The sequence below is a fragment of the Bradyrhizobium sp. JR4.3 genome, from assembly GCF_040547695.1.
Taxonomy (GTDB): Bacteria; Pseudomonadota; Alphaproteobacteria; order Rhizobiales; family Xanthobacteraceae; genus Bradyrhizobium; species Bradyrhizobium canariense.
On sequence record NZ_JBEPQF010000001.1, the window covers coordinates 302,507 to 316,940 of the forward strand.

At 64.6% G+C, this 14,434-nt stretch carries 19 protein-coding genes and 1 tRNA gene; 11 read left to right on the forward strand and 9 right to left on the reverse strand.

Annotated elements, in window-relative coordinates:
* The first annotated feature begins 154 nt into the window (after window positions 1-154).
* Window positions 155-1,732: a S10 family peptidase gene (locus tag ABIB91_RS01555; protein WP_354158875.1), complete on the forward strand. Its 1,578-nt coding sequence runs from the start codon at window positions 155-157 to the stop codon at window positions 1,730-1,732.
* On the opposite strand, the gene ABIB91_RS01560 is transcribed toward ABIB91_RS01555, so the two are convergent.
* Both ABIB91_RS01560 and ABIB91_RS01565 read right to left on the reverse strand, forming a co-directional pair.
* Window positions 1,719-3,107, reverse strand: coding sequence for a serine hydrolase domain-containing protein (locus tag ABIB91_RS01560; protein WP_354158873.1), 1,389 nt, complete (start codon window positions 3,105-3,107; stop codon window positions 1,719-1,721). The genes ABIB91_RS01555 and ABIB91_RS01560 overlap by 14 nt on opposite strands.
* A 108-nt stretch (window positions 3,108-3,215) precedes the next feature.
* Window positions 3,216-3,758 (reverse strand): tetratricopeptide repeat protein, encoded by a 543-nt coding sequence (locus ABIB91_RS01565; protein WP_354158871.1) that lies wholly within the window; start codon window positions 3,756-3,758, stop codon window positions 3,216-3,218.
* Window positions 3,759-4,010: 252 nt separating this feature from the next.
* On the opposite strand from ABIB91_RS01565, the gene ABIB91_RS01570 reads away from it, so the two are divergent.
* On the forward strand, window positions 4,011-4,394 hold the full coding sequence (locus tag ABIB91_RS01570; RefSeq protein WP_354158869.1) for a His-rich protein BRANT: 384 nt from the start codon (window positions 4,011-4,013) through the stop codon (window positions 4,392-4,394).
* 73 nt (window positions 4,395-4,467) lie between these two features.
* On the opposite strand, the gene ABIB91_RS01575 is transcribed toward ABIB91_RS01570, so the two are convergent.
* Entirely contained in the window at window positions 4,468-4,683 is a 216-nt protein-coding gene (locus ABIB91_RS01575; RefSeq protein WP_354158867.1) for a hypothetical protein, read from the reverse strand.
* Window positions 4,684-4,783: 100 nt separating this feature from the next.
* On the opposite strand from ABIB91_RS01575, the gene ABIB91_RS01580 reads away from it, so the two are divergent.
* The 3 genes from ABIB91_RS01580 to ABIB91_RS01590 all read left to right on the forward strand — a co-directional run bounded on the left by ABIB91_RS01580 (window position 4,784) and on the right by ABIB91_RS01590 (window position 6,672).
* Window positions 4,784-5,179 (forward strand): hypothetical protein, encoded by a 396-nt coding sequence (locus tag ABIB91_RS01580; protein ID WP_035961651.1) that lies wholly within the window; start codon window positions 4,784-4,786, stop codon window positions 5,177-5,179.
* A gap of 289 nt (window positions 5,180-5,468) precedes the next feature.
* Window positions 5,469-6,176, forward strand: a complete 708-nt coding sequence (locus ABIB91_RS01585; RefSeq protein ID WP_219683804.1) for an outer membrane protein — start codon at window positions 5,469-5,471, stop codon at window positions 6,174-6,176.
* A gap of 253 nt (window positions 6,177-6,429) precedes the next feature.
* Entirely contained in the window at window positions 6,430-6,672 is a 243-nt protein-coding gene (locus ABIB91_RS01590; RefSeq protein WP_345946858.1) for a hypothetical protein, read from the forward strand.
* A gap of 54 nt (window positions 6,673-6,726) precedes the next feature.
* Here the strand turns inward: ABIB91_RS01590 and ABIB91_RS01595 are convergent, their stop codons facing one another.
* Together ABIB91_RS01595 and ABIB91_RS01600 are read right to left on the reverse strand one after the other, a co-directional pair.
* Entirely contained in the window at window positions 6,727-6,981 is a 255-nt protein-coding gene (locus ABIB91_RS01595; RefSeq protein WP_007602660.1) for a hypothetical protein, read from the reverse strand.
* Window positions 6,982-7,286: 305 nt separating this feature from the next.
* Window positions 7,287-7,652, reverse strand: a complete 366-nt coding sequence (locus tag ABIB91_RS01600) for a hypothetical protein (RefSeq protein ID WP_354158864.1) — start codon at window positions 7,650-7,652, stop codon at window positions 7,287-7,289.
* A 102-nt stretch (window positions 7,653-7,754) separates the two neighbouring features.
* On the opposite strand from ABIB91_RS01600, the gene ABIB91_RS01605 reads away from it, so the two are divergent.
* A complete protein-coding gene (locus ABIB91_RS01605) occupies window positions 7,755-7,919 on the forward strand; it encodes a hypothetical protein (RefSeq protein WP_007602663.1) in 165 nt (54 codons plus the stop codon).
* Window positions 7,920-7,922: 3 nt separating this feature from the next.
* Here the strand turns inward: ABIB91_RS01605 and ABIB91_RS01610 are convergent, their stop codons facing one another.
* Complete coding sequence (locus ABIB91_RS01610; protein ID WP_354158862.1) at window positions 7,923-8,102, reverse strand: hypothetical protein; 180 nt, start codon at window positions 8,100-8,102, stop codon at window positions 7,923-7,925.
* 246 nt (window positions 8,103-8,348) lie between these two features.
* On the opposite strand from ABIB91_RS01610, the gene ABIB91_RS01615 reads away from it, so the two are divergent.
* Window positions 8,349-10,046 carry a methyl-accepting chemotaxis protein gene (locus ABIB91_RS01615; RefSeq protein ID WP_354158860.1) on the forward strand — a complete coding sequence of 566 codons (1,698 nt, stop codon included), beginning with the start codon at window positions 8,349-8,351 and terminating at the stop codon, window positions 10,044-10,046.
* A 216-nt stretch (window positions 10,047-10,262) separates the two neighbouring features.
* On the opposite strand, the gene ABIB91_RS01620 is transcribed toward ABIB91_RS01615, so the two are convergent.
* Window positions 10,263-11,024 (reverse strand): dienelactone hydrolase family protein, encoded by a 762-nt coding sequence (locus ABIB91_RS01620; RefSeq protein ID WP_354158859.1) that lies wholly within the window; start codon window positions 11,022-11,024, stop codon window positions 10,263-10,265.
* 85 nt (window positions 11,025-11,109) lie between these two features.
* Here ABIB91_RS01620 and ABIB91_RS01625 point away from each other — a divergent pair, with 85 nt between their 5' ends.
* Both ABIB91_RS01625 and ABIB91_RS01630 read left to right on the forward strand, forming a co-directional pair.
* Window positions 11,110-11,793 (forward strand): class I SAM-dependent methyltransferase, encoded by a 684-nt coding sequence (locus tag ABIB91_RS01625; protein WP_354159288.1) that lies wholly within the window; start codon window positions 11,110-11,112, stop codon window positions 11,791-11,793.
* Window positions 11,794-11,852: 59 nt separating this feature from the next.
* Window positions 11,853-12,266 carry a GFA family protein gene (locus ABIB91_RS01630; protein ID WP_354158857.1) on the forward strand — a complete coding sequence of 138 codons (414 nt, stop codon included), beginning with the start codon at window positions 11,853-11,855 and terminating at the stop codon, window positions 12,264-12,266.
* A gap of 17 nt (window positions 12,267-12,283) precedes the next feature.
* Here ABIB91_RS01630 and ABIB91_RS01635 read toward each other — a convergent pair.
* Together ABIB91_RS01635 and ABIB91_RS01640 are read right to left on the reverse strand one after the other, a co-directional pair.
* A tRNA-Thr gene (locus tag ABIB91_RS01635) sits at window positions 12,284-12,358 on the reverse strand.
* Between the two features lie 165 nt (window positions 12,359-12,523).
* Entirely contained in the window at window positions 12,524-13,024 is a 501-nt protein-coding gene (locus ABIB91_RS01640) for a hypothetical protein (RefSeq protein ID WP_007602678.1), read from the reverse strand.
* Between the two features lie 283 nt (window positions 13,025-13,307).
* On the opposite strand from ABIB91_RS01640, the gene ABIB91_RS01645 reads away from it, so the two are divergent.
* On the forward strand, window positions 13,308-13,793 hold the full coding sequence (locus ABIB91_RS01645) for a hypothetical protein (RefSeq protein WP_354158855.1): 486 nt from the start codon (window positions 13,308-13,310) through the stop codon (window positions 13,791-13,793).
* A 43-nt stretch (window positions 13,794-13,836) separates the two neighbouring features.
* Complete coding sequence (locus tag ABIB91_RS01650) at window positions 13,837-14,370, forward strand: hypothetical protein (protein WP_354158853.1); 534 nt, start codon at window positions 13,837-13,839, stop codon at window positions 14,368-14,370.
* Window positions 14,371-14,434 lie beyond the last annotated feature (64 nt).

Below are 14,434 nucleotides of genomic sequence, written 5' to 3' on the forward strand. Positions count from 1 at the left end.
AACTGCCCATTCCGGTTTGAGGACGAAACCGGGTCGGTTTGTGCCCAACCGGGCTCTTCAGGCACCACCGGAGCCATGATCCCCCAAACCGTCGCAATTCCGCGCTAGCCTTACGGTCCGCACCGGCGGTCGTCGCCGGGCAGGGAGAACGATCATGGCCACGAATGTGCCGGCGCTCCGCCGCGCGACCCTGGTGCTGGCGGTGTCGGCCTTCGCGCTCGCAGGATTGGCGCGCGCCGACGATCCGCCGCAGCCGCGCGCCGAGGCGGCGGCACCAGCCGGACAGAAGGGCGGACGCGGCGGTGCACAAGGCGCATCGCAAAATTCATCGTCATCCGCCGAGCCGCACCGTCTTCCGTCGGATTCAACCACGAAACAGACGCTCGATCTTCCCGGCCGCAGCCTCAATTTCGCAGCGACCGCCGGATCGATCCGCGTGTTCGACGGCAAGGGCGAGCCGGTGGCCGACATCGCCTATACATCCTATGAGCTCGACGGCGCCGACCGTGCGACGCGCCCCGTGACGTTCCTGTTCAACGGCGGGCCCGGTGCGTCCTCGGCATGGCTCCAGTTCGGCGCGGCCGGGCCTTGGCGGCTGCCGCTCGATGGCGAAGCGCTGTCGCCGTCCGCCTCGCCCGAGGTGAAGCCGAACGCGGAGACCTGGCTCGACTTCACCGATCTCGTCTTCATCGATCCCGTCAGCACTGGCTATAGCCGGTTCGTCGCGACCGGCGATGACGCGCGCAAATCGTTCTACTCCGTCGACGGCGACGTCAATTCGATCGCGTTGGTGATCCGCCGCTGGCTCGAGAAGCACGACCGGCTGACCTCGCCGAAATACGTCGCCGGCGAAAGCTATGGCGGCATTCGCGGGCCGAAGGTGGTGCGCCAGTTGCAGCTCCAGCACGGCGTCGGCGTCAGGGGATTGATCCTGGTGTCGCCGCTCCTGGACTTCCGTGAGTTCACCGACACCAGCCTCCTGCAATATGTCGCGACGCTGCCGAGCTATGTCGCGGTCGCGCGCGAAGCCAAGGAATCGACCAAGGGAGCTATCAAGCGCGCCGATCTCGCCGATGTCGAGGCTTACGCGCGCGGCGAATTCCTGGCCGACCTCGTCAAGGGTGAGGCGGACAAGGAAGCGACCAATCGTCTTGCCGACAAGGTCGCCGAGCTCACCGGCATCGACCAGTCGGTGAGCCGTCGGCTTGCGGGCCGCTTCGACGTCGGCGAATTCCGCCGCGAATTCGACCGCAAGAACGGCAAGGTGACGGGGCGCTACGACGCCTCGGTGCGCGGCTTCGATCCCTATCCGGATTCCAGCAGCTCGCGGTTCGGTGATCCCTCCGGCGATGCGCTGCAGGCGCCGCTGACGAGTGCTGCGGTCGACCTGTTGACGCACAAGCTCAACTGGCGGCCCGATGGCTCCTACGAGGTGTTGAACGGCGCCATCGAAGGCCACTGGGATTTCGGCCGCGGCATCAACCCGCCGCAGTCGGTCTCCGAGCTGCGCCAGATCCTCGCCACGGATGCGAAGCTGAACGTGCTGGTCGCGCACGGCCTGTTCGATCTCGCCACGCCCTATTTCGGATCGAAGCGGGTGCTCGACCAGTTGCCGGCCTTCGCAACGCAGCGGGTCAAGTTCGTGGTCTATCCCGGCGGCCACATGTTCTATTCGCGCGACGGCTCGCGGCGGGCCCTTCGGAGCGAGGTCGAGACTCTCATTCGGGAGTAGGCGGGCGCTTGCGCGGCTTGTATCTCCGCGCGATCTCGCGGGCGACGGCGGCCGCAGGCTTGATGTTGGCGCCAGCGATCCAGACGTCACTAACCTTGCCGCGCTTGTCGCGGACGCGGCGCACCGGCTCGCTGTGGCTGGAGTAGCCAGCGGCCCAGGCGAGCTTGCCGGTGTCGCGGCCGGTGACCTCGATCTCGCCGGCATCCATGAACGGGTTGTTGAACTGAGGATTGGCGACCAGCACGCGGTTGCCCACGGGTACCAGATCGGTCGCGCCCCAGATTGTCCACCAGCGGCCGGTCCAGTCGCTCACGCGGCGGTCGGGTGCGCCACGGGTCTGGAAAACGCGCAGGATCTGCATCGCGCCGTCCATCCAGAACGGCGCTGCGCCGTCGATGGAGTTGCTGATGATGCTGATCGCGAGTTCGCAGGCGGGAATGGCGCAGGTCCGCGAGATATAGCCCTGGAAATGGCCGCCGTGGCCAAACCAGTCCCAGCCGTCGAGCCTGCCGGCGCCGATACCCAAGCCGTAATAGGCCTCGAAACTCTGCGGGATGCGCCAATGATGTCGCGTCATCTCGCGGCGGCTTGCGACCGACAGCAGGCTCTTTCTTGCGTTGGGCGCGAGCTGCGCGAAGAAGCGGGCGGTGTCGGCGGCGGTAGCGGCAAAGCCCGTGGCGGAAGCCATCGCGTGGGTAGGATTGTCGCCGGGGATCACGCATCGCTCTCCGTAGGGCACCCTTCGTGTGTGGCCGCGCGCGAACGGCGCCCCCTTGGGAAGCGGTGCATCCGGCTCGGTCTCGCGCAGGCCCGCGGGTTCGATGATCTCGCGCTTCATCCAGGCGCGGTAAGGCTCCTTCGTCACGGACTCGATGACGAGACCAATCAGCCCAAAGCCGTGGTTGGAATATTTGAAGCGTGTGCCCGGCTCGATTACGGTCGGCAGCTTCAATTCCGCGAGCAACTCGCTCGCGTCGAGATAGGGACGGCTGTCGATGAATTGACCGGAATCGGCGCCGTCGCGCGTCAGTCCCGCGCTGTGCGACAGCACTTGCGCAATCGTCGTTTCCGCGACGCGCGGATGCAGGCCTCCGACATATTGGCCAATGGGATCGTCGAGCCGGAGCTTGCGCTGCTCGCGCAGCTTCATGATGCCGGCCGAGGTAAAGCTCTTCGAGTGCGAGGCGATGCGGAAACGGTGGCGCGGGGTGAGCTTCTCGCCGGTGCCGAGATTGGCGAGGCCGAACGCGTGCTCGGCGACGATTTCGCCGCGATGGGCGAATGCGATGACGACGCCGGGCTGCTGGATTGTGGTGTGCTGGAATTCGATCCAGGAGCCGATGTAGTCGATCGCGGATCGCAGCCAATTGTCCATTGCGCACCGGTTTGCGAGGGGAGGATTGGTGGGCAAGCTAGCCGAGAACGCAGAACGGGCACAACCCTGCGGTTGTGCCCGTTCGCCTCGTGCGAAGATGCGATGCGTTTAATAGACGAGGGTCGCCCCGGTCGGCTTGTCGAGCGCGGCGGCGAGCGAGCGATATTCGGAGCTGTCGGTGCCGGCGAGCGAGGCGAGCTTGTTCAGGTGATACTGCGCCTGCTCGCGATTGCCCTGTTCGAGCTGCCAGAGGCCGTAATACTGCCAGGTGCGGACGTGGTTCGGATCGTCCTTCAGCGCCAGCTCGTAATAGACCTTCGACGACTGGTAATCGCCGAGCTTACGATAGGAGTAGCCGATCAGATTGGCGACGTCGGCGACGTCGTCGCGCTTGAGCGACTTCAGCTGGCCGATCGCGCCGGTGTAGTCGTGATTGTCATAGATCGTGGTGTAGGCGGTGCGATAGGCAGCAAGGAATTTCGGATCGCTGATGGAGGAGCTCTTCTTCTTGCCCTTCTTGGTCGAGGTGTCCGACGATGGCGGCGACGAGGGGGTGTCGCCACCTGCGGCATAAGCGCTGGTCAGAGCCGGCCCGGCCGCCAATGTCATGGCGACAAGTCCCGGCACAAGAAGCGTTGAGAGTTTGCGCATCTAAGTTCTCCGGTATGGAACGTGGCGATCCTACACGATTGCCCAAAGACCGGAACACCCATCAGGCAAAAACATTCCCGGCATCCTGGCCTATTCGCCCTGCGGGCGGATGACAAACTTGTCATCCAGATGAACGGAAGCCTGCTGCGGGCTTCAGATTGGGTTCAGTGCGTGCCCCCTAGGCTCCAACCTACGATCAAAGGGTTGGCGAGAGGGCGCCCGCCTCAAGATCCTTCAAAGAGGAGACCAACCATGTTGAAGACCATTTCCGCAGCCTTGCTCGCAGCTTCCGTGATCGCAGCCCCGGCCTTCGCAGCCGAGGCCGGCAAGACCACCACGACCACGCCGGTGATCAAGGCAGACCAGAGCCAGACCAAGGTGTCCACCACCGCCGCGAAACCCGATGCCGGCCTCAAGCCCGATGCCAAGGCTTCAAACGTCAAGGCTTCGGACGTCAAGGCGGACGCCAAGGTGGACACCAAGTCGAAGGCGATGAACGCCAACGCCGCGGTCACTCCCGACGAGCACAAGACCGTGCGCTCGCATCGCCACCACCACAAGCATCTCTCAGCGAAGAAGTCGCTGAAGACGCAGCCGGACGTGACCAAGCCGGCGACGATGGAGAAGCGCAGCTAACGACTGATCCTGCGCGGCGGCGTCCTAGCATTGCCCCAACCGCCGCGTGAGGAATTCAGGACCGGCCCGTTCGTCACGCCTTGGGCGAAAGCTCGAGGTGCTGGCGGCGGGCCGGTACGACCATGCTGAAGCCCGCGAGCAACGTCCCAGGTTTGGCGGCCGCAAACAAAACCTCGAAAACAACCCCATGCACAGTAGCGGGTGGTAGATAAATCAATGGTTTGACGGGTGGCTCATCTGCGGATTTTACGAAGCCGTTTGACTCGTCGGGCAAAACACCTGTAGACATGCATCATTGCAACCTTGGGGCTGGAACGTCTCCGAGACTGATGGAGCGGAGAGCGTAAGCGGTGCGGCGACTTGCGGAACGCGCAGTGAGCTTGGCGTTGATGCTGGCACTGCCGCTGGCGCTCACGGGATGTTTCGGCAGCGATGGTGACCGTCCAACTCTGATGGACGGGACTCAGGCCGGAGGTCCACAACCGTTCCCGGATAATTTCCGTGGCGACACGCTGGCCTTGATGCGCAGCTATTTGAACAATCCTGTCGGCGTGCGTGACGCCAGCATGGCTGAGCCGGTGCAGCGCGAGGTCGGAGGCCGGCAGTTCTATGTCAGTTGCCTGCACTTCACCCCACGCGAGACCGACGGCACCTACAAGGCCATGAGGGAGCGCGCCGTGATCTTCGTCAACGGTCGGGCGGACCGCGTCGTCGATCGTGCCAGCGAGCTGTGCGCGGGCGCGGTTTACGTACCCTTTCCGGAACTTGAAAAGATGACGCGGTAGCGCAAAGCCCACCTTCATCGCTCGGTGATAGGAGAAAGCCCGCCGGAGCTGCCGGATCACATTTCGGGGAGCTTTGAACGGAGTGGTTTTGCGTTGCGACTAATCGTTACGGCGGGTTCTGTTTCCGACGGAAAAAAACCGTCGGCACGCGCCTGCGGGACGGAACAAAATCGCGTTGTTGCCGCTCCGTCACAGTCACGAACGATCAACGTTCCGGCATCGCCTCGAAGCAACCCAATTCACGCCACGTTGTTTCCTGAGTGTCGAATTTGAAAGAACGGGGATGATCATGAAAAGGATTTTGCTGGGTGCAGTTGCCCTGCTTGCGCTGGCCGCGCCGGCTGCAGCAGCCGACATGCAGGCGCGCACCTACACCAAGGCTCCGGCCTACACGCCGCCGCAGGTGATCTACAACTGGACCGGCTTCTACATCGGCGGCCATGTCGGCGGCGCCTTTGCGGGCGACAGCAGCTTCCAGTCGAGCGACGCGCGCTTCCTCGGCGGTGTCCAGGGCGGCTTCGACTACCAGTTCGCGCCCAATTGGGTCATGGGTGTCGAGGCCCAGTATTCCTGGCTGCCGACCAACAACGGCGGTGCCACGTTCCCGCTGGGCACGCAGGTGACCTCCAATACCGACCAGCTCGGCTCGGTGACCGGCCGCATCGGCTACACCTGGGGTCCGGCGCTGCTTTACGCCAAGGGCGGTTATGCCTGGCGCAATGGCGGCCTCGGCGTCAATATTGCCGGCGTGCCGCAGCCCTTCACCGCGACCGGCAACAGCAAAGACGGCTATACCGTTGGCGCTGGCCTCGAATACATGTTCGCGCCGAACTGGTCCGCCAAGGCCGAGTACCAGTATTACAACTTCGGCAGCACGACGATCACCTCCGGTCCGGTCGACGTTGTCGGCGTCCGCGGCCGGGAGGACGAGCATACCGTCAAGGTCGGCGTGAACTACCGCTTTGGCTGGGGCGGTCCGGCAGCCTCGCGCTACTGACGCGCCACCAACAACCACGATCTGACAAAGGCCGGCTCCCGCCGGCCTTTCGTTTGCCGGGCTCCGGTTGCCACCTCCTGTCGTTTGCATTGCGTCAACCATCTGGCGCGTCATTTGCAAGCAAACGTTTTGGCGCGCGCTTTCTCACGCGCGTCATGGAGCTCGGGTAAAGCAAAAATAATTTTTGCAGCTTACGGAACTCGCGCGCCGGAACGCGTTATATGAGAATTACCGGGCTGGTGGGACGACGGACATGCGTATCTTGGTGTCGGCTGTGGTGCTCTCGTGCTTCGTCAGTTTGCCATGCGCTGCCCAAACAATCCTCAAATCCGAGCCTCTGATGCTGGCACCCTATGAGGTGGCCTTCGTCAAGGACGCCTCGTGCTCCTTCGGCAAGGTGCTGAAGGTCACCGGCGCGATCCGTGGGCTGCATCGCCGGAAAGCCTGCGTGGCCCTGGCGGGCGAGCAGGCCTCGCTGGCCACCGCGACGCCCTGAGATTCACCAGGGCTCTGACTTTTGGGCTCTGACTTTCCAGCTTCCGGCCGGGCCTTACGAATTCAGCTCGAGCTCCATCCTCGCCTGGCGATCAGCCTCCGCCTTGTTCCGGGCCGGGTCCTCGCCCTGTGCGGCCCGGCAGGGCTTGATCTCGTAATCGTTGTCGAGCACCCGGCGTGGCCCGGGGCGGTTGTCATCTGCGGATACGTCCACGACGAGGCCACTTCGCTGCGCGAGCCTCCAGACGTCGGACTCATCAGGATAGGCCTTGCTGATCTGGGCGTCGTTGCAGAACAGGGCGTAGGGCATTCTTCCCGCTCCCGGAAAACGCGTTAACGACTTTGCGGAGGAGGGGTTCCACTGAACCGGTCGGTCACGCGGCCGTGATCGGGGGCGCCGGGCCCTGAGTCCTTAACGAGTCCTGAATCCCGAAAAAAAGAATCCCCGGGACTCATTTGGCGGAATCAGCGGATGTTTTCGGCCATGACGACGGACCTGAAAACCTCTTGCGGGCGCATGCTGCTGCCCCTCACGTTGGCCCTGTTCGGCGCCTGCGCGGCCAATCTCTGGCTGGTGTGGTCCTGGCTTTAGGCCAGCGACGGGAGGCCCCGGCTTTACTTTTCAGCCGGTGGCCGGGGGGAGGCGTCGCGAATGGCGGCGCGCAGTTTGGTCAGGGTGGCCGCGCAATACTCCTCGCGCTCGCGCTCGAACCGCTCCTGATGCTTGCGGAAATTGGCGATGCGAGCATGCATCTCGGTGCGGACGTCGTGGCTCGCCGCGCGCTGCGGCGGGAGAGGCAAGGGTTGGGGCGGAAGTGGCTTGCTCTCGACGACGGTGTTGACGGGGACGATCTGCACCGACGCGGCCACTGTCGCCATCGGGATCTCCGGTGGATGCAAGTCATCCTTTTTGCCGGTCACCGATTGGACGAAGGCCATTGTCTGCGCGATCAACGCGTCGCGTTCCGTGATCCACTTCATGGTGCACCCCTGTCGGGGCTATTCCAGCAAAGCTGGCCGGCCGAATCAAGAAGCTGTTGCGTGGGGGATTGCATATTTTTCCCGGCCGCCCGACAGTGGGGAATGGATGCCAAAGCAGACCATTCAGCCGAAGCCGAGGGCTTGAGGCTCGTCCGCGCGTTCCTCTCGCTGCCGCCCGACAAACGGGCGGAGGTGATCGCGTTCGTTGAGGAGTTGGCCCGCGCCAAACGCCGTCCCGAGGAGGGCGCCGACGTCTCGCCGGGGTGAGCGCTAGCGCTCCCGCGGATTGAGGTTGGGCTTGAACGGAGCCCCGACCACCCGAACCGGCGTCGGAGCGGTCACATCGATCACTGCCCGTTGGGCCTGCTGCTCTGCCGGAGCCGGTTCGAACAACGCAATTGCCGCGGCCAAGGCGCTACAGCACAGCGTCACGGTGGCCAGCAGAAACATGTTTCGGTTTTCTTCCCTGATCCGCATGGGCCGACAACGGAGGACACCGGCGACCGGTTCCGGCATTCCACGCCCGGCTCGCGCCCCGGAATAGGCCGAAGCTTACGCGAAGCTTACGGCGGAAGCCAAAATAGTTAGTTTTCCGTAAGACTACCCGGGACATTTGGCATCAAATCTTAACGTCAGCTGGTTCCAATGCACGGTGCTGGGAATATGCATCGGCAGAAAATCACTGGGGCGGCTGCAATGAGCGTTTTGAACAATCTGAAAATCGTGTGGAAGGTCGCGCTGATCGTCGCCGTGATGGGCTTTGCCATGGTCGCCGTCGCCGGCTTCGGCACGCGCGAACTCTCGGCAACTGTCGACGGCTTCGCCGAGCTTTCCGCAGCACAATCCTCAGCGCTCAACCTGACGCGGGCCCAGCGCCGCGCAGAGACCTATCATGCCGCGCTCTATGCGGTCTTCACCGAGGCGACGGAGGCGGGCAACGCCAACCGTCTCAAGACCGCGACGCAGAACCGCGATGAGATCCGTCAATTCCTGGAGGCGGCGGAGCAGGACGATCAGCCGCGTGCGAGCCAGATCAAGAGCATCGGCGACCAGTTGAAAGCTGTGTTCGCCGGCTGCGATCCGGTGCTGAAGGCAGGCTCGCTCGCAAGCAGCCCGGAAGAGAATGCCAAGGCGGCCGAGCGTGCGCACAAGGAGTGCGATCCGGTGATGGATGCGGCCCTGGGGCGCATTGCCAAGTTCGTGGGCGAGACCGCAGAGGCGGTCGCCAAGAGCAAGGACGCCATCAACCGCGACGCCAGATCCGCGACCTGGACGGTGATCGGCGTCAGCGCCGGCGGCCTGATCATGGGTATCGCGATCGCGCTGTTCATCGGCCTCAACGCGATGTCCCGGCCGATTGCCCGCCTCAAGCTCGCCATGGAGGGCTTTGCCCGCAACGATCTCAAGACCGAAGTGCCCGAGAAGGACCGCCGCGACGAGATCGGCGACATGGCCAGGACGGTCGAAATCTTCAAGACCAACGGGATCGAGGTCGAGCGCCTCAAATCTGCGCAGGTCGAAGTGGAGAAGCAGGCCGCCGATCAGCGCAAGCGCGACATGGTCAACCTTGCCGACGGTTTTGAGCGCGCGGTCGGCGAGATCATCGAGACGGTGGGCTCGGCGTCCACCGAGCTCGAAGCGTCGTCCTCGACGTTGGCCACTACGGCGCAGCGTGCGCAGGAACTGACCTCGGTCGTCGCGGTTGCCTCGGGCGAAGCCACCAGCAACGTGCAGTCGGTCGCGACCGCCACGGAGGAGCTGTCCTCCTCGGTCAACGAGATCAGCCGGCAGGTGCAGGAATCCGCGCGGATGGCGGGCGAGGCCGTCACCCAGGCCCGCACCACGACGGTGCGTGTCAGCGAGCTCTCGGTTGCGGCGACGCGCATCGGCGACGTCGTCGAGCTGATCAACACGATTGCCGGCCAGACCAACCTCCTGGCACTCAACGCCACGATCGAGGCGGCACGCGCCGGCGAGGCCGGCCGCGGCTTCGCCGTCGTCGCCGCCGAGGTGAAGACGCTGGCCGAGCAGACCGCGAAAGCGACCGGCGAGATCAGCCAGCAGATTTCCGGCATCCAGACCGCGACCCAGGAATCCGTCAACGCGATCCGCGACATCTCCGCGACGATCGAGCGGCTCTCGGAAGTGTCGTCGACCATTGCCGCGGCCGTCGAGGAGCAGGGCGCCGCGACCCAGGAGATCTCGCGCAACGTGCAGCAGGCCGCCCACGGCACCCAGCAGGTCTCCACCAACATCGCCGACGTGCAGCGCGGTGCAGCCGAGACCGGCTCGGCCTCCTCGCAGGTGCTTTCCACCGCCAAGATGCTGGCGACCGACAGCAACCGGCTGAAGGACGAGGTCGGGAAATTCCTCCACACGGTGCGCGCCGCCTAAGTCAGCGCGGCGGCATCCGTCCGCCGCGTTGCGCACTCATCGCGCCAGCAGAAATCCCATTGCGAATGCGAACGGTACGGCCGTCATGACGACGGCCGCCGCCGCGCCGGCGGCGATCCTGGCTTTTTCTTTGATGGTGGGGCGCATGGGGCATGCATCCTAGTTCAAGTCGACCGTCGATCCAATCCGCATGGCGGTCCGCACCAGAAGGTTCGGTCAGGTGGTGAGCTTTCGCTGGAAGAACCGTGTGACGCGATCAATCGCATCCGGCGTCGCCGGATCGGTGTCGGAAAAGTCAAAGCCGTGGGCCTTGCCCGGATAGGGCACGAACTCGGCTTCGGCGCTGGCGCTCTTGCCGAGTTCGACGAGCCGGTGCCCTTCGGCGATCGGCACGTTCCGGTCCTCCTCACCATGCAACACGATCAGGGGCGGCAGGTGCTTGATCTTGGCGATCATGGCCTTGGGCATGCCGCCATAGAGTACGGCGAGCGCAGCGATGCGGTTATCGCGCGCCGCGGCGTCGGCGGCGATGTAACCGCCGAGCGAGAAGCCGAGCAGGCCGATACGCCCCGAACTGTCGGGGCGATTCAGGATGGCGGTCATGGCCGCGGATACCGTATCGGCCCAACCGTCGTACCGCGCCGTGTAATAAGCATCGCGGCTTTCATGCGTGCTGGATTTCGGCGTCAGCGCAGCCGTGTCGGCCGGCGTCATGTAGCGGAGAAAGTATGCGTCGATGCCCCTGGCCGCCAGCGCCTCGGCATATCGCTCATAAGCACGCGGCCTGAGCTCGATGCCGCGCGATCCGTGCAGCGCGATCACGGCGGGCCGTTTCCCGGCCGCTGCTGCCGCATAGCGCGATACCGGCAGGCTGTCGGGGCCGGAAGCGACGCTGAATTCCTCGCCCGACGCGGCGCGTACGGCGACGGGTGCCAGCAGGGCGGCAATGGTGGTCAGCGCCGTTCGTCGGGTGATCATCGGTGTGTTCGTGCGAGGGATTCGGACGATGGCGCGCTTGCTCTATGCTAGGCTTGCGACGGAATTTTGACTCATGTCTGGTCCGATGGCCTCAAATCGTCCACCCGTGCTCGCCCATGAGCGGTTCGCCGCCGACCGCGACAATTTCGCGGGCCTCGATCTCGCCGCGCGGTTCGAGCGGATCGAGCGGACCAACCTGTGGGGCGCGGCCACATCGGTGTCGGGCCTCGGCTCGGAGGATCCCGCGACCGCCGCGGTCCGCAAGGCGCTTCCTGCACTGCTGCAACGGCTCGGCGCGCGCTCGCTGCTCGATGCGCCCTGCGGGGACGCGGGCTGGATCGGCCGCATGAAGCTGGATCTCGACTACACCGGCATCGACATCGTGCCGTCGCTGATCGCGTCCAATCGCAAGCGCATCGCTGGCAGCGAGCTGTCCGGCCGGTTTCTCGTTGCCGACATCACGCGCGATGCACTGCCGCGCGCGGATGTCGTTCTGTGCCGGGACTGCCTGGTGCATTTGAGTTTCGGCAATATCGCCCGCGCCGTCGCGAACTTTCGCGCCAGCGGCGCGCGTTTCCTGCTGGTCACGACGTTTCCCGAATGGGACGACAATCGCGATTGCGAGGACGGCGACTGGCGCGCGCTGAACATGGAGAAGGCGCCGTTCGACTGGCCGGCACCGCGCGAGCTGATCAAGGAGCATTGCGAGGAGGGCGGTGGCGGCTGGCGCGACAAGAGCCTCGGGCTGTGGCGGCTCGATCAATTGTAGCCCGGATTGCGCTGCGCTCCCTCCGAACTAGAGGACCAACGCAGGTGGAGTGAATCCCGATGATCGATGCCCAATGCAGGTGCGGCGCTCTCGCGCTGTCGCTTCCAGGACCTTCCAGCCTCGTCGTTGCCTGCCACTGCATTGACTGCCAGCGCCGAACCGGCGCGCCGTTCGGTGTCGGTGCCTTCTATCCCACAGAGGTTATTACGATCTCGGGAACGTCGAAGGAGTACGTCGGGACAGCCGCAAGCGGCGGCAAAGTCCGCAGCTATTTTTGTCCCGAGTGCGGTTCGACGGTCTATTGGAAGGCGGACAATCTGCCTGCGATGATCGGCGTTGCCGTGGGCGCGATCGCGGATCCGGACTACCCGGCGCCCATCCGCTCGGTTTTCGAGCAGTCGAAACATGCCTGGGTGGAAATATCAGGCGCTGAGCACTTCGAGCAAGGCAGCGCACCTAAGCATTCGAAGTGAGCCTTGCGCTCAAAAGCTGGTGCCGGCTGAGGGGATTGAACCCCCGACCTTCGGTTTACAAAACCGCTGCTCTACCGCTGAGCTAAGCCGGCGACGCCTGGAGAAGCGGGCAGGGACCAGCATACGCCGGAGCCGTCCGCCCGTGCGCGCCGCAATACCAGACTTGACCGGAAAGTGCCAGAACCCGCGATGCCCGATGCAGACATGAATCAGGCGGCCCGAAGGCCGCCTGATCTGTCGCGTTCGGTTGAATCGCCTTATTGGCAGATGTGCCGGCGGCCGTCTTCGCCCTTGAACCAGGTGCCGGGCGTGCAGACGAAGCCGTTGCGCTGGGCGTAGGTGCGGGTGTCCCAACCGCGATTGTCCCAGCCGCGGTTATCCCAGCCATTGTCGTAGGCGTAGGCGTCGTTCGTGGCACGGAACGGGGCGGTTGCGATTGCGCCTGCAGTCCCGATGGCTGCGCCGGCCACGCCCGCGGCTGTTCCGACCGCGCCGGCGGCGACGTCGGTCGGCCAGAAGCCGGTGCGGCTCCTGTTCCAGTCGTTATTCCAGTCGCCGTTGTTGGTCTGGCGATAGGACACGCGACGATGCCGATAGCCGCTGTCGGTGTACGGATTTCCCGGTCCGACGTTCTGGCAGTTGGCGTTGGGGAATTGCGCCGCGCAACGGCCGGGATTGGTGATCACGGCCTGCGCCATGGCAGAGCCCGTCACCAGGGTCGCCGCAATCGCCGTGGCTCCGAGAAGTTTGACGTTCATGATTGTTTGGCTCCCGTTTTGTTGACGGGGGCTAAACGCCGAAGACGCCGGACGTTCCGCTGAAACCGGCGGATTTTCGTCGGCGATAGTCAAACGGAAGTGAGCACGCGCTATGGTTCCGGACTGCAGGATCCGGCGGCGTTAATGCTTCGCTAGTTCGCTTTGCAGCATTTGAGCGGCGCGCAATCCTTACACATTAGGCTTACCGGCAATTGGTGAGAGGACCTTAACCCTCTCTGCGGCGCCATCGGGTAGGTTGTCGCCGGATAAATGGGATCCCCTCATGCGCGCATCTGCGCTCGCCGCCTTTCTGATCGGACTGCCCGCGACGGCGTTTGCCGGCGGCGGCTTCGATATCGTCGTTCCCGGCCGGCCGGGCGTCCCCATCATCATCAACAACATCGACGCGTCCTATGCCGTGGTCGAGGGGACCTGGGGCCTGGGGAAGAACGTGCAGGTGCAGCCCACGATCTATGGCGGACGCTATGTCGCCGAGCGCCAGCCCACGGACGTCGGCCACTACTACCCGACGCTGGGCCTGCGGCCCGGCTATGGCCGGCTCGAGGTCGAGCCGCCCGCGAACCGCAAAATGCCCAAGCCAGCCGAGAGCTATCACCAGAGCTGGGGCGCGCAATCGGCGCCGCTGCCGCCGCAGATGGACGTGCCCGTCAATCCGCCGCCGGTGATCCTCGCGCCTGAGATCAACGACTATCCGCGGCGTCCTCGGCCGCGGCCGCGTGCAGAGATGCCCGGCAAACCGCCGGGTTAAGAAACGACAAAATCCAAAAAACGGAAATCAACAGGAGAGAGTAATGCGTCAGATGATTTCGGGACTGGTCGCGGCGGCTGCCGTGATGTTCATCGGGGCCGCGCCCGCCGCGGCCTGCGGCTTCGATCCGTGCCAGCCGGTCGCGCCGGTCTATTCCGGCTGCAACACCGGCTGCGGCGGTTATGGGGCCGGCTACGGCTACGGCTATGGCGCCTATGAGCGTCTCGCCGAGCCCACCACGCAATATTATCATGTCAACCAGGGCCCGACCTACACTGGCCCGGGCGCCTTCGCGCCGTATCCGACCTACCGTGAGGACGCGGTGGTTGCGCCTGCCAATTACGGCTACGGCCGTGGCTATGGCTATGGGCACGGCTATGGCTATCGCGCCGCCGCGGTCGAAGCGCCGGCTGCCTATCCCTACCGCCGCCCGTATTACCGTCCGTATCGCTACGGCTACGGCCCGCGCGCCGGCTATCTGCCGCGCACACACTACGGCTACGGTCCGCGCTACGGCTACGCCCCGCGCCATGCGCCGTACTATGGCGGCCACCGCGTGCTGCGCCGCTATTATTGATCGCTTGATCGGTTAAACCAACGAGACGCCCGTCCGCGATGCGGCCGGGCGTTTTCTTTTGTTT